This window comes from Phenylobacterium sp. P4_E10 (genome assembly GCF_056401675.1).
Map to the genome: position 1 here is coordinate 150,616 of NZ_JBFUIW010000010.1, position 13,279 is coordinate 163,894.

Consider the following 13,279-nt stretch of genomic DNA (forward strand, 5'->3'; position numbering starts at 1 on the left):
CATCCCCATTACAGTACCTCAGCCGCCGTTGACCATCCGCTCAAGCGAGGCGGCCACAGTCGGGTGATAGGAGGGTTTGGACTGCGCGAGCAACCTCTTGGCGATCGGAACGCCCCAGTCCCCCTGGCGCATAAGTCCCGCATAGAGCGGGCGGATGAACAGGCCGCGCCCGACCGTGCCAAGGAACTCCTCCAGCGAGGGGAGCGCCGGCTCGTAGCGATTGGCGATGGTGAGTTCCAGCCACGCCGATCGCACATAGCTGTTTGATGAGGCCGAGAGCTGGAACGCAGCGTCCAGGTCGTCGAGCTGAGCCTTCGTCAGTTCGCGGGGCAGGCTGTTCAGGAAGCGCAGCCACTCCTGCGTGCTCCACGCCGAGGCGGCGACCTGCGCCGCCGGCCTGCCAGCGACGAATGCGGCGACCTGCTCGTCAACCAGCGCCAGCGCGGCCGACTTCACGTGCACGGCGTTGTCAGGCAGTCCCGCGCCATAGGCCCAGCTGTCCAGCCGCAGCGTCTCCTCCAGCGCCTTGTCGCCCTTGATGAGGTTGGCCCTTAGATCGGCCAGGAAGCCCGCGGTGGTCTGGGGTTGAAACGCGTGTCGATCGAAGTAGGACCGGAGGTATGCGTCCCAGCGTTCGCGGCCGACTGTCTTTTCAACGGTCCGCAGGAAGGTCGCGCCCTTGAAGTAGGCCAACTGCCCGGCGCTGTCGCCGTGGAGCTTTGTGGCCTCGGCCGTAGGTCCGCCTGCGGCCTTGATGTCGGCCTGCATGCCATCCCAGTCGAGGTCGGATTCGATTTGAGCCCGGGGCGCGCCGTACAGCGCTTCCATGATCCGGTTCTCGAAATAGGTGGTGAAGCCCTCGTTGAGCCAGCTGTCTGGCCAGGTAGCGTTCGTCACCAGATTGCCCGACCAGCTATGCGCCAACTCGTGGGCGACCAGGCTCACATTGGCCCGATCGCCGGTGATGAAGGTCGGCGTCAGGAAAGTCAGAGTCGGGTTTTCCATACCCCCGAACGGGAACGACGGCGGAAGGACGAGGACATCGTACCGCCCCCAGCGATACGGTCCGTACAGCGCCTCGGCCGTCGTCACCATCTTCTCGGTATCAACGAGTTCGCTGGCAGCGCGGTCCATCATCGACGGCTCGGTGTAGACGCCCGTCCGCGGTCCGAGCGGCTTGAACGTCAGGTCTCCGACGGCCAGGGCGATCAGATAGGGCGGCACGGGCCGGTCCATTTTGAAGCGGAAGACCCGCTTGCCATCGACGGTCTTCTCGCCCTCGGGCGTGAGACGCTCACCACTCATGACCACGGTCAGGTCCGCAGGAGCAGCGATCCGCGCCGACCAGGTTTGGCGGATGCCAGGGCTGTCCTGAGTCGGAATCCAGCTGCGGTTGTTGATGTCCTGTCCCTGGCTGAACAGGTAGGGCTTGGCCTTCCCTGACGTCAGGGACGCGGGAAGCCATTGGAGCGCGCGAGCCCCTGGCCCCGTGCTGTAGTGAACGACGATCCGTTTTGCCCCGCGGAGATGCACCGTCAGTGGCGCGCCGAGAACCTTGTCGCCCGCACCGAGGGTCCACGGCAGCTCGTTACCATCAGCGTTCGTGATCTTCGAGATTTGCAGTCCCAGGGTGTCGAGGATGATCTCATCGGCCCCATTCGCGGCGAGCAGGTCCAGCGCGGCGGTTCCCCTCATCGTCTGCTCGGCGAAGTCCGCGATGAGGTCAAGATCGACGTGCGTAACCCTTGCGATCTGTGGATGTGCGAACGACCTCAGATCCCTCGCTTCAGAGGTGGTCAGGATGGGCGCCACCGGCAGAGGCGCGGCGTTCGCAATGCTCGCGGCAGAAAGCGCCGAGGCCAGAAGAAAGGCTCGCAAAACAACGCGCATCGAAGAACGCCCCACCGAGAAAACAAGCCTCGTCGGCATGCGGCCGCGAGTCGGCGGCATCGTAGCGCCGACGGCTGGCAAATCTTGCCTTTACGGCCCCCTCGCCGCTTCCATTGCGCATGGAGAATGCGATGAATCGACGAAATTCCACGACGAACAACGCCGCGGCGCCGATCGCCTTGCATTACAGTGGCGACGAACAAGTTTTGATTGCGAACTCAGAATGATCCGCGCGACCTGGCCCTCTTCGAAGCTCGACCTACGCCAGGCGTTTCGGCTGACCCTAGCGTTTTGGGCCTTCACCTTTGTCGTCTTTCAAGCGCCCGCGCTCAAGACCGGAAGGCTTACGGTCTGGGAGACGACGGGCTTCGCCGTCATTGTTTCGATCGGCGTCGCTTTCTCGATAATTCTCTATGGTCTGATCCGCTGGTCTCAGCGCTTCGACCTGCGCACCAGGATCGGCTGCATCGCGGTCGGTGCGGTGGCCGCGGCCGTCGCGCACTCAATCATCGACCACTTGACGTTTGTCGCCTTCGCGACGCTGTTCGACATCCCCGCTCAAATTCCGCCCCTGCTGACCGGGTTCATCTTCAACATCCTGATCTATATTTGGGTTTATGGCCTCTACGTCACGGTGGTCGGCCTAATCATCACGACCAATCTGGTACATGAGCAGGAACGGCGCCTCGCCGCGGCGACCGCCGCCGCGCAGGAAGCTCAGCTCACGGCGCTCCGTTTCCAGATCAATCCGCACTTCCTCTTCAACAGCTTGAACGCGGTCACCTCTCTCATAGGATCGGGCCGCAATGTGGAAGCGGAGACGGTCGTGATGCGTCTGTCCGACTTCTTTCGCGCTTCCCTCACATCCGCCCCCGGGGATCTCGTGGTGCTTGAAGAGGAGTTCGATGTCATAGGCTCTTATCTGGACATCGAGGCCGCCCGCTTCGGCGACCGCATGATCGTCGACATCGATCTACCCGACGGCCTGCGCACCGCCCTTACGCCGCACTTCTTGCTCCAGCCGCTCGCTGAAAACGCGGTCAAGCATGGTGTCGCTCGGTCAAAGCACCCGGTCACCGTCTCAATACGGGCTCAGGTCCGCGACAAGCAGCTGCATCTCTCGGTGAGCAATGACGCTGGCGGAGGGACCCTCCTGGAGCCTGCAGCCAACGGAACGGGCGTGGGCCTATCGAACGTCTCCCAGCGCCTGCAGGCGCTCTTCGGCGTAGCGGGAGAACTGAGAACATTCACGCACGGCCAGACCTTCACCGCAGAGATTGTAATGCCGCTCAAACTCGAAGGCGACATGGGACAGGCCGCTGCATGAGTATCCGCGTAGTTATTGTCGATGACGAACCCCTTGCGCTTGAACGGCTCAGGCTGTGCCTCCGCCAAACCCCCGAGGTTGAACTCGTCGGTGAAGCCACGGACGGGGACAGCGCCATGGAATGCATCGCTGCGCTCCAGCCTGATCTGGTTTTGTTGGACATCCAGATGCCGGGCCGAAGCGGCGTCGCCGTCGCCCGAGCGCTGGCCGCCAACGATCGCCCCGAAGTCGTATTCGTCACCGCGTTCGCGGAGTTTGCGCCCGAGGCGTTTGACCTGGAAGCGGCGGACTATCTTCTCAAGCCCATTCGCTTTGATCGGGTCCAAGAGGCGATCCACCGGGCGTTGAGGCGTCTCCAGACGAACCAGGCTGTCGGCCTCGCGGACCTCCAATCGGCGCTCCGAGCCGTCAAAGGTCCCACTACCCAGCCGTCGGCCGGCTACGAGTCCGAGATTTGGATCAAGCAGCGGGACGGTTTCGCCCGTATCGACGTCGAGCAGATTAAGCGCGTCGAAGCTGCCCGCGACTACGCATTGATCCACACTGCCACAAAGACCCACATCCTCCGCGCGACCATGGGCGATCTCGAACGTCGGCTAGACCCGTCTCAGCTGCTCCGGGTCCATCGTTCAGCGTTCGTGCGACTGGACACGATCCGAAGGGTTGAGCGGAACGGCCGCAATCTGATGCGCCTGCACGCTGAGGACGGCGCAGTGATCGATGTTGGCGCCAGCTATTCAAAGCGGGTCGCCTCCGCACTGAGGTTGGACTCCGCCGCCGCTAGGGCCGCCTGTTAGTCAGTCGCGCTTCTCGCGGGGTTCGTCGCATTGAAATGGACCGCACCGGTTCATCTTTGAAAATCAATACGATGACATCAATCACGACCTGCTCGGCTGTGCAGGCGAAGGATACCCATGAGAATTCATTTCGCCCTCCCGATCGTTACTTCGGTGCTAATCTCAAGCGCCGCAGTGGCCGCTGAACCTTACCAAGTACTTCGTCCAGGCGACAACGACGCCGCATGCGAGGTTCTCTCCAAAGAGATCAATGCACTTAACGCAGAAGTCCTGGCCTTGAACCAGAAGGCCGAACGCCAGGCGAAGGCCGGCCGCGCCGGGCTTGCCCTTGGCAAGGGAGTGTTCTCAGGGCTCGCGCGTAGCGCTTCGATGATGGGATACGGTGGCTCTTCGTCGTCTGACGCCTTGGCCAGCATGCTCGTTTCAAACGTGGCGGCCAGCGTGGCCCAAGAAGTGGCGTCCGGCACGGCAGCCGCTCCGGATCCAGCAACGGCTCAGCCAGCGCAGATTACCCCGCAGCAGCAACGGCTGAGCCACATCACTTCGATCTTTCGCGCTCGCCCCTGCTGATCCGTTGTCAGGGCGCCGCCATCGGCGCCCTGACCGCGGCCGCGGTTACTCGACGTCGACGGTGTCTCCAGGCGCCATTCCGGCTGGGCAGGCGCCAATCCAGTGGGCCTTGGCCACGATCTCGCCGCCATCGGTCGTGCCGTCGGGCATAACGACCCCCATCTTCAGGCGCATCTCGTACTTCGCCTCGCCGCCGGCGAGGGCAAGTTCCGACCGTATTTTCACCCCGTTCTGCTCGCAGTTTGACGTGACTTTGATAGAGCGAGCGTCTCCCGAACGTTCTGCCTTACAGTCCGGACTCGGGGCGGCGAGCGCCTTGGCGAGCTCTTCGCTAGCGGTCTCGCCGAGGCAGTGGCGCTCGTGATCGATCTTATCGGGTATAGTCGAGTCGGTACTCACTACGTCCCAAAGACCGGGGCGAAACTGAGGGATACCCTTTGTATCGAGGCGAAGCTTGTCAGCGACCTCCGCTGGAGGCGTCGCGGCTGAACCTCCTTCCTGCTGGGCTTGCCGTTCGCCGCATCCGGCGAGACCTGCAACGATTATTAGGGATAAGACGCGGCGCATGGGGCTATCCTGATCGGCTGATGCAAAGCGCTGCTTTGCCAGCCACGATCGCGAGGCGCGGCTCGTTTGCGACGAAGCAAATAAATCTCGCGGCGAGTTAGCGCGCCCTTTTCATCCGGGCCATAATAGCGGCCTAGGAGTCAGGATCGCCCATGCCCGATGCTTGCACCGCCTTCGCGAACGGACGCTGTATAGCTCGCGGTTCCCCCGCTGAGATCGCCCCCGCGGTCAGGGCGGCCTACGACGCCGGGGCCGCTTCCTTGCTCGTCTTCGACGACACGACCGGGCAGTTGATTGAGATGGATCTTCGCGGCTCGCTGGACGAAATGGTCGCTCGCCTGAAGGACGCCGCCCCGCCTCGTTCCACAACACGTGGTCGACCGAAGTTGGGGGTCACCGCACGAGAGGTCACCCTGCTCCCTAGTCACTGGGAGTGGCTGGCGTCACAGTCGGGCGGTGCGTCGGCAACGCTGCGGCGATTGGTCGAGCAGGCCCGGAAGGCCGGAGGCGATGAGGTTCGTCAGGCGCGGGAAGCGGCCTACAGGGTGATGCTCGCTCTCGCCGGCGACCTTCCCCACTTCGAGGAAGCCAGCCGCGCCTTCTTCGCGAACGAGTTTGTTCGGTTCACCCGGATATCCGAAAGCTGGCCAGACGATGTCCGCAGCTACGTTCGCGAACACGTCGAGGGCTTGCAGACCTTGTCACAGACCTAGCGTTCCCCTTCGGCGACAAACCCCAAGCGAACGTGCCAAGTCTCCAGCGGCCAACAGGGCACAGGCTCACCGCAACCCCCATACATATCCCTTTGAGATCTTGCTCAGCACCTGCCGCCGGTTGGGAGGTGCGAAGCTTAGGTGCGCCCACAGCATGCGTGGCCTCGCAGACGACGGCGCGCTGATTTATTTTGAGGACCAGCGCAGCTCGCCCAGCCCGGACATGCTGGGCCAGGTGGTGGTGGTCGAGACCGACACTGACGAGGTGCTGGTCAAGCGGCTGCTGCGCGGATCGCGGCCGGGCCTTTACGACCTCGAGAGCGTCGCCGGTCCGACCCGCCACGACGCGCGGCTGCGCTGGGCCGCCCACATCACGGCGATCATCCCGCCCTTCCAGGCGCGCCGGATCATCCTCAGCGAGGCTTGATCGCGATTTCGGCGGCTTTCGCTCGACGCGCCGTGTAGATAATATACATTTTCTGCGATGTCGCTTAGCGAAACCGAGCAATTGGCCGTCGCGGAGATCGCGGCCGACGCCGCCCGCGCAGAGATCCGCCGCCGCCAATTCGATCGCCATCGCGGCGTCGCCTGGTCGGGGTTGGAGCCCGACGCCGAATCCGGCCGAACCGAATGCGACCTACAAGCCAGGGTCGCCGCCCGGCTGGCGGCGCGCGAGGCATGGCGGGCGGGGCCGGACGGCGCATTCCTCACAGCGCTGTCCGCCTGCCAGTCAGCCGCTCGCGACGCCTATGCGGCCGCCGAACGCGCCCGCGCTGGGGTTGCGCGCGGCGAACCGGCAGACTGGCGCGCCCAGGCCCTCGCCGAGGTTGCCGCTCAGGCCGCCGCTCTCAGCGATGGACTGCGTTTGGCGCGCCGCGCTCTGCGCCCTTGAGGGGATCACGGCGTGCGCGGATTGCATCGTGCAGTATGTCGGCCAGGTCGAGCATCTGCTCGGACGTCAGCCAGCGTGTCGCGCCGCGCACCTCGGCGGTGAGCCGCGCCATTTGGGGTCTCGACAAGCCTTGGTCTGATCTCATGGCCTTCTGCCTTCGATGAGCCGCCCAATCGCCTAAACGAGGAACTGCGCGCGCAGTTCCCGCTAGACGTGTGTTGACGCCCCGGCGTGTCGCGAATAGATAGTTCGGCAACCTAACTATATGGCCATGCCCGAACAGCTCGACCCCACCGTCCTCGCCGACAGCCTCCGTGCGCCGCTGCTGCGCGTCTCCCGGCGCTTGCGACAGGAAGCTCAGCGCGCAGGCTCCTCGGCCCTGGACGCCCTGGTGCTCGGCCAGATCCGCCGACGCCCCGGCATCGGCGTCAGCGAGTTGGCCGACGCCGAGCAGATGTCGCGGCCCAGCATGAGCGGCCACGTCAAACGTCTCGAAGCGGCCGGCTGGGTCGACCGCGCCGCCGATGCGCAGGACGCTCGCCGCTGCGGCCTACAGATCACCCCCGCTGGCGAGGCCCAGCTCGACGCGGTGCGCCAGCGCCGCAACGACTGGCTGGCCGCCCGGCTCGCCCGCCTGGACCCGGAGGCGCGCGCCGCGCTGGCGGCCGCCCAGGAGCCCCTCCTCCAGTTGTTGAGCCTCGAGCCATGAGTCCGGTCGATCAGCCCGCCCCTTCCGCCGCCGGCGCGACCACCCGAGGCTGGGTCGTTCCGGCGATCATCGGCTCGGCCATGCTGATGCAGACGATGAACGCTACGGTCATCGCCAACGCCCTGCCGACCATGGCCGTCGCCCTCGACGTCCCGCCCCTGCGGCTCAACCTCGCCATCACCATGTTCCTGCTGGCTTCGGCAGTTTTCCTGCCGATCAGCGGCTGGGTAGCCGACAAGTTCGGGGCCAAGAAGATCTTCATGGTCTCGATGGTGCTGTTTGCCCTGTCCTCGGCCGCCTGCGGCTTCGCCCAGGACCTGACTCAGCTTGTAATCGCTCGGGTTTTCCAGGGCATGGCCGGTGCGATGATGGCCCCCGTCGGGCGTCTGGTCCTGCTGCGCACGACGCCCAAGGAAGAGCTTGTCGGCGCCATGTCGGTCATGACCATGCCGGCCCTGCTCGGGCCGGTGATCGGTCCCATCGTCGGCGGCGCTATCGTCACCTTCGCCGACTGGCGCTGGATCTTCTTCCTGAGCATTCCGGTAGCAGTCGTCGGCGTGCTGCTGGTCCTGCGCTTCGTGCCCAATGTCCGCGAACAGCAGGTTTCCCCGGTGGACTGGAAGGGCGCGCTACTGACCGGCCTTGGCCTTGCCGGTCTGATCTTCGGATTTGAGAACCTCGGACGCGGCTCCATGGCTGCGCCGCTGGTCGCCGGCCTCTTCCTGTTCGGCCTGTTCGCCCTCTTCCTCTACTGGCGCCATGCGCGCGGCAATCCGCACGCTATCCTCGATCTCTCGGTGTTCCGCATCCAGACCTTCTTCGCCTCGGTGGTCGGCGGGGGCTTCATGCGCATCGCCATGGGCGCGACGCCCTTCATGCTGGCCATGCTGCTGCAGGTCGGTTTTGGCCTCTCGGCCCTGCAGGCCGGCCTGATGACCTTCATTTCCGCGGCCGGCGCCTTGGTGATGAAGACCACCGCTCCGCCGATCCTGCGCCGCTTCGGCTTCCGCACGGTGCTGGTGGTCAACGCCCTCATCGTGGCCGTCAGCTTCGTGTCATATGGCCTGTTCCAGCCGACCACCCCGCACTGGGTGATCATGAGCATCCTCGCCGTCGGCGGTTTCTTCCGATCCCTGCATTTTACCAGCCTCAACGGCCTGGCCTACGCCGACATCGGCCAGGACAAGATGAGCCGCGCCTCGACCACCTCGTCCATGGTCCAGCAGCTGGTGCAGTCGGTTGGGATCGGTCTGGCCGCGAACCTGATGCACGCCTTCATGGTCATGCGCGGCGAGGATCACCTGACCGCTGGAGCCATTTCCCCGGCCTTCGTGGTGACGGGATTGGTGACCCTGATCTCACTGGCCTTCTTCATTCCGCTCCCCCGCGATGCAGGTGACGCAATGAACGGCCGCACGGGAAGATGATCCAATCCTCCGTCATCGGCGTTGGATAGTCTCCACGGGGAGCCTTCCTCTTTCAGGAGACGACAATGATCCGTAAAGCGCGCGCCGTCTGGCGCGGAACCGGCCGCGACGGAGACGGCGATCTCACCACCGATTCCGGCGTGCTGTCGTCGACCCCCTACAGCTTCAAGACCCGCTTCGAGAGAGAGCCTGGGACCAATCCGGAAGAGCTGATCGCCGCAGCCCATGCGGGCTGCTTCACCATGCAGCTCGCATTCCTTATCCAACGCGCCGGCGCTGCGGCCGAAGAGCTCAACACTGAGGCCGCGGTCTCCCTGGCGCCCGACGGCGAAGGCTTCAAGATTGACAAGTCCGCTCTCACACTGCGCGCCAAGGTGCCAGGCATGGATCAGGCCAAGTTCGACGAACTGGCCCGAACCGCCGAGAAGAACTGCCCGGTTTCGCGGCTCCTGAACGCCGAGATCACTCTGGACGCGACGCTGATTTCCTAGCGCCCGGCGAGCGGCGCGGTCATTCGGCACTCCACGCCCTCGGGCGGGAAGCTGAGCTCGACGGCGCCGCCAAAGGCCTGCAGGGCGTTCATCGTCAGGCGCGTGCCAAAGCCGTTGCGAACCGGTGTGGTCACGATCGGCCCGCCGCGTTCGCGCCACTCCAGGCTGAGCTTGCCGCCTGCGACCGACCAGGCGATCGACACCCGCCCCGAGCCGGACAAGGCCCCGTACTTCGCGGCGTTGGTGGCCAGTTCGTTCAGCACCATCACCAGATTCACCGCCATTTCCGGCGTCAGAGGCGCTGGATTGTTGACGCCGCTGACATCGAATCCCTCGGCGGCGAACGGCGCCAGGGCGGCGTCGATGACATCGCGCAGGTCCGCAGCTTCCCAGGCGTTGCGGGTCAACAGGTCGTGGCCCCTGGCCAGCGACTGGATCCGGCCGTCGAACGCAACCCGGAACGCGGCCGGCTCATCGGAGACACTGCGCAAGGTCTGGGCTGCGATGGCTTGGACGGTCGCCAGGTTGTTCTTCACCCTGTGGTTCAACTCGGCCAGCAGCAGGTCCTGACGCTCGCGCGCCGCCACTTGGGCGGAGATGTCCTGCGACGTTCCGATGACCCGCACCGGCTTGCCCTGCGTGTCGAAAATCACGCGGGCCGCGCCGCGCACCCAGGTAGCCGACCCCCGCGCGCCGGCTGCAGTGGTCCGATGCTCGACCACATAGTGCCCGTCGTTCTCCCCCGCCATGGCCGCGTCATAGGCCACGCGGGTGGCGGAAAAGTCGTCCGGATGCACCTGCGCGGCGTAGGCCGCGTAGTCGATCTCCCCCACGGGCGGCAGCCCGAACATCCGCCGTGTGCGCGCGTCCCAGGCCACGCGGTCGGCCGCGACGTCGTACTCCCAGAGCCCAAGATCCGTGGCCTGCAGCGCCAGACTCAGGCGCGCGCCCTGGCGTTCGGCCTCCACCTGGGCCTGGTGGCGGCGGGTGATGTCGATGATCAGGAAGGCGATCTGCGGCTGCTCGCCCGGCAAGGGCGAGAACGTCCCGAGGAACCATCCCTGGCGTCCGCCCGGAAACAGGAACGAATACTCGATCGTCTCGGTCTGGCCGGACTCAAGCACCCGGGCCAGTACCCTGATGCGCCCGGCGATTTGCTCATCCTCGAGCCCGATGTCCCGGGCCGTGCGGCCATCTAATCCGCCGAGCGGCCGGCCGTAGAATTCGCAGGCCACCCGATTGGCCATGATGAAGCGATAGTCGTCATCGACGATCTCCACGACGCCCGCCAGGACGTCGGAGACTTCGAGCATCACCTCAAGGAGCGCCTCGCCGCCACGACCGGCGCTGCGCCAGCGGCGTTCCTGCTCATCGTCGGCCATCTGCCCTCCGCCCGGTTGAGCGCCAATCCTAGGCCCGCCCGTCCCAGCTGGACAATGGCTCAGTCAGGTCGTCGACCCGGCCGAGTTCGCGACCTCGGTCTCCAGATCGCCGGAAGCGGCGTTGTAGATGTCCAGGTCAAGCATGCCCTGCTGCTTGGCCACCAAGGTGGGGACCAGCGCCTGGCCGGCGACGTTGGTCGCGGTGCGGCCCATATCGAGGATGGGATCGATGGCCAGGAGCAGGCCCACGCCTTCCAGCGGCAGCCCAAGCGTCGAGAGCGTTAGGGTTAGCATCACCACCGCTCCGGTCAGCCCGGCCGTCGCGGCCGATCCGATCACCGAGACGAACACGATCAGGAGGTAGTCCGTCAGCGCCAGGGGCACATGGTAGAACTGTGCGACGAAGATCGCGGCCACGGCCGGATAGATCGCTGCGCAACCGTCCATCTTGGTCGTCGCCCCCAGGGGTACAGCGAAGGCGGCGTATGGGCGCGGTACGCCCAGGGCGCTTTCCGTCACAGTCTGAGTGACCGGCAGCGTCCCGATCGAGGAGCGGGAGACGAAGCCCAGCTGGATCGCCGGCCACGCCCCGGCGAAGAACTTGAGCGGATTGAGGCCGTTGAAAGCCAGCAATGTCGGGTAGACGACAAACATCACCAGGCCCAGGCCGACATAGACCGCGACAGTGAACGCTCCGAGCTGAGCCAGGGCGTCCCACCCGTAGTGGCCCACGGCGTTGCCGAACAGGCCGATGGTTCCGATCGGCGTCAGTCGGATGACCCACCAGAGGATCTTCCGCACGATGGCCAGCGCCGATGCGTTGAAGGCCAGGAACGGCTCGGCGGCCGCTCCCGCCTTCAGCGCCGCCACGCCTGTGACCAGCGAGATCACCACGATCTGCAGTACATTGAACGACAGCGATGTCGTCGCCCCGTCGTCGGTCAGCTTGGTTGAGGCCGAGAGGCCCAGCATGTTCGACGGGATCAGGCTGGTCAGGAAGTCGAGCCACGACCCGCTAGTATGGGGCGCCTCCGCCGCCGTGGCGGCGACCGTCGTATTGACCCCCGGCTGCAGGATCAATCCAAGCGCGATGCCAATGCTGACAGCGATCAGCGCCGTGACTGCGAACCATAGCAAGGTGCGCCACACCAGGGCGGCGGCGTTCTGAAGTTCACGCAGGTTGGCGATGCTCGCCACGATGGCCGTGAACACCAGCGGCGGCACCAGCACCCGCAGGAGCTGGACAAAGGTCGATCCAGCCAGTCGCAGGGCTTCAGACAAGCCGTGTCCAGCCTGGCCTTCCTCGGCGCCGAGTCGGCGCGCGACCAGGCCCAGGGCCAGGCCCAAAGCCATCCCCGCCAGCACCTGGAAACCGAAGGAGCCGAAAATTCCGCCCCGCTTCGCCTGCGCCATGACAACTCCTACTCAAATTCGGCGGGAGCATGGTCGCAACAATCCCGCATAGCCAACGGTTTGAGCTTTTTCCGCCCTTAGAAAAGCTGAATGCTCGGACCCAGGCGCCAAGCCTGCCGACCGGCACTTCCTGCCCACCCAGCCCAGCAAGTTTTGCCCGCCGAGCTCGGCAGAATTTACCTTATGGACTCCGGCCGGAGTCGTCGGAATCCGTTGGAAAACAACGGTCTCCCGAAATTATTCAAATGGATCAATGGTTAAGCTTTAACCACAAAAGCTGGCCCGCCGATTGCTGGGGACACCCTCAGGCAAAACGCCTCCGGCAGTCAAAATGACGTCGGTCTCCGAGAAAAGGACCTAAGTGCTATGGCGATGAATTCCGTCAACACGAACCAAGGCGCGATGGTCGCGCTGCAAAACCTGAACTCCACCAACAAAGACCTCGGCACCGTTCAGAACCGCATCAACACCGGTCTGAAGATTTCGTCGGCCAAGGACAACGGCGCCATCTGGGCCATCGCCCAGAACCAACGCGCTGAATCGAGCTCGCTCAACTCCGTCGTCTCGTCGCTGCAGCGCGGTCAATCCGTGGCTGACGTGGCGATGTCGGCCGGCACCGCCATTTCCGACATTCTCGTGCAGATGAAGGAAAAGGTGCTGGCGGCGACCGAAGCTGGTCTGACCACCGCTTCGAAGCAGGCGCTCAGCGACGAATACACCGCGCTGCGCAATCAGATCGCCACCATCGCCAACAACGCCAACTTCGATGGCGTGAACCTGATCTCCGGCGTCTCGGTCAACAGCTCCGACGTGAAGTCGATCGCCAACGCCGACGCCACCGCCACCATCGACATCGACCACGTCGACCTGTCGCTGACCAATACGGCCATCGCCGGCACCCTGACCGCCCTCACCGGTACGGTCTCGGCCGGTGACGTGTCCGACCTGGAAACCGCGATCCAGAGCGTGTCTTCGTCGCTGTCGAAGATCGGTACGGGCGCCAAGGCGCTCGACACCCACCTGACCAACGTCATGAAGCTCCAGGACACCCTGGACGCTGGTGTCGGTAACCTGGTGGACGCCGACCTCGCCAAGGAAAGT

General features: G+C 64.8%; 14 protein-coding genes. 10 read left to right on the forward strand and 4 right to left on the reverse strand.

Going from position 1 to position 13,279, the window contains the following annotated elements; genetic code table 11:
* Window positions 1–18 precede the first annotated feature (18 nt).
* Window positions 19–1,890 carry a M1 family metallopeptidase gene (locus AC1DQJ_RS13515; RefSeq protein WP_477604088.1) on the reverse strand — a complete coding sequence of 624 codons (1,872 nt, stop codon included), beginning with the start codon at window positions 1,888–1,890 and terminating at the stop codon, window positions 19–21.
* Here AC1DQJ_RS13515 and AC1DQJ_RS13520 point away from each other — a divergent pair.
* The 3 genes from AC1DQJ_RS13520 (at window position 1,835) to AC1DQJ_RS13530 (ending at window position 4,584) form a co-directional block, all read left to right on the forward strand.
* Window positions 1,835–3,217: a sensor histidine kinase gene (locus tag AC1DQJ_RS13520; RefSeq protein ID WP_477604089.1), complete on the forward strand. Its 1,383-nt coding sequence runs from the start codon at window positions 1,835–1,837 to the stop codon at window positions 3,215–3,217. The genes AC1DQJ_RS13515 and AC1DQJ_RS13520 overlap by 56 nt on opposite strands.
* Complete coding sequence (locus AC1DQJ_RS13525) at window positions 3,214–4,014, forward strand: LytR/AlgR family response regulator transcription factor (RefSeq protein WP_477604091.1); 801 nt, start codon at window positions 3,214–3,216, stop codon at window positions 4,012–4,014. The genes AC1DQJ_RS13520 and AC1DQJ_RS13525 overlap by 4 nt, the downstream gene beginning before the upstream one ends.
* A 117-nt stretch (window positions 4,015–4,131) precedes the next feature.
* Window positions 4,132–4,584, forward strand: coding sequence for a hypothetical protein (locus tag AC1DQJ_RS13530; protein WP_477604093.1), 453 nt, complete (start codon window positions 4,132–4,134; stop codon window positions 4,582–4,584).
* Between the two features lie 45 nt (window positions 4,585–4,629).
* Here AC1DQJ_RS13530 and AC1DQJ_RS13535 read toward each other — a convergent pair whose 3' ends face one another.
* Entirely contained in the window at window positions 4,630–5,151 is a 522-nt protein-coding gene (locus AC1DQJ_RS13535) for a DUF3617 domain-containing protein (protein ID WP_477604095.1), read from the reverse strand.
* A 152-nt stretch (window positions 5,152–5,303) separates the two neighbouring features.
* Between AC1DQJ_RS13535 and AC1DQJ_RS13540 the strand changes: the two genes are divergently transcribed.
* From AC1DQJ_RS13540 to AC1DQJ_RS13565, 6 genes are all read left to right on the forward strand, one after another.
* On the forward strand, window positions 5,304–5,864 hold the full coding sequence (locus AC1DQJ_RS13540; RefSeq protein ID WP_477604097.1) for a DUF2239 family protein: 561 nt from the start codon (window positions 5,304–5,306) through the stop codon (window positions 5,862–5,864).
* Window positions 5,865–6,018: 154 nt separating this feature from the next.
* Window positions 6,019–6,291 carry a S24/S26 family peptidase gene (locus AC1DQJ_RS13545; RefSeq protein ID WP_477604099.1) on the forward strand — a complete coding sequence of 91 codons (273 nt, stop codon included), beginning with the start codon at window positions 6,019–6,021 and terminating at the stop codon, window positions 6,289–6,291.
* Window positions 6,292–6,348: 57 nt separating this feature from the next.
* Window positions 6,349–6,756, forward strand: coding sequence for a hypothetical protein (locus AC1DQJ_RS13550; RefSeq protein WP_477604101.1), 408 nt, complete (start codon window positions 6,349–6,351; stop codon window positions 6,754–6,756).
* 265 nt (window positions 6,757–7,021) lie between these two features.
* On the forward strand, window positions 7,022–7,465 hold the full coding sequence (locus AC1DQJ_RS13555) for a MarR family winged helix-turn-helix transcriptional regulator (protein WP_477604103.1): 444 nt from the start codon (window positions 7,022–7,024) through the stop codon (window positions 7,463–7,465).
* Entirely contained in the window at window positions 7,462–8,892 is a 1,431-nt protein-coding gene (locus AC1DQJ_RS13560; protein WP_477604105.1) for an MFS transporter, read from the forward strand. Before AC1DQJ_RS13555 ends, AC1DQJ_RS13560 begins: the two co-directional genes overlap by 4 nt.
* Window positions 8,893–8,957: 65 nt before the next feature.
* Entirely contained in the window at window positions 8,958–9,383 is a 426-nt protein-coding gene (locus AC1DQJ_RS13565; RefSeq protein ID WP_477604107.1) for an OsmC family protein, read from the forward strand.
* Here the strand turns inward: AC1DQJ_RS13565 and AC1DQJ_RS13570 are convergent.
* Both AC1DQJ_RS13570 and AC1DQJ_RS13575 read right to left on the reverse strand, forming a co-directional pair.
* Window positions 9,380–10,765 carry a sensor histidine kinase gene (locus AC1DQJ_RS13570; protein WP_477604108.1) on the reverse strand — a complete coding sequence of 462 codons (1,386 nt, stop codon included), beginning with the start codon at window positions 10,763–10,765 and terminating at the stop codon, window positions 9,380–9,382. The two genes, AC1DQJ_RS13565 and AC1DQJ_RS13570, sit on opposite strands and share 4 nt — an antisense overlap.
* Window positions 10,766–10,828: 63 nt before the next feature.
* On the reverse strand, window positions 10,829–12,178 hold the full coding sequence (locus tag AC1DQJ_RS13575; RefSeq protein WP_477604110.1) for a dicarboxylate/amino acid:cation symporter: 1,350 nt from the start codon (window positions 12,176–12,178) through the stop codon (window positions 10,829–10,831).
* Between the two features lie 366 nt (window positions 12,179–12,544).
* Between AC1DQJ_RS13575 and AC1DQJ_RS13580 the strand changes: the two genes are divergently transcribed.
* Window positions 12,545–13,279: flagellin (locus AC1DQJ_RS13580; RefSeq protein WP_477604112.1), on the forward strand; the 735-nt coding region annotated here is incomplete at its 3' end.